Annotated in this window: 1 protein-coding gene; it reads right to left on the reverse strand. The window is 62.8% G+C overall.

Features of this window, described 5'->3' with window-relative positions; all coding sequences use genetic code 11:
* Positions 1-247 (reverse strand): FAD-dependent oxidoreductase (locus tag RZA33_RS19685; RefSeq protein ID WP_317509989.1); only part of this gene is annotated, 247 nt, incomplete at both ends.

Consider the following 247-nt stretch of genomic DNA (forward strand, 5'->3'; position numbering starts at 1 on the left):
TGATCTCGTCGCTATCCTCGCCGCCGATAATGATGCGTCCGGACGGGGTGGTGCGCGCATAGAGATAGTCCTTGCTGTCCTCCCAGATCAGAACGCCATCACGCCACAGCCGATCCGGCTGCGGCGCAGTCGCGATCGCCCAGCTCGACGATGGCGACTGCACCTTCGTCACCACGATGTCCGGCATCACATAGCCGGTAGCGAGGATGACGTGACGGGATTCGATGGTCCGTCCTGCGGTGGTGAG

Source organism: Halovibrio sp. HP20-59, from assembly GCF_033052795.2.
Classification (GTDB): Bacteria; Pseudomonadota; Gammaproteobacteria; order Pseudomonadales; family Halomonadaceae; genus Vreelandella.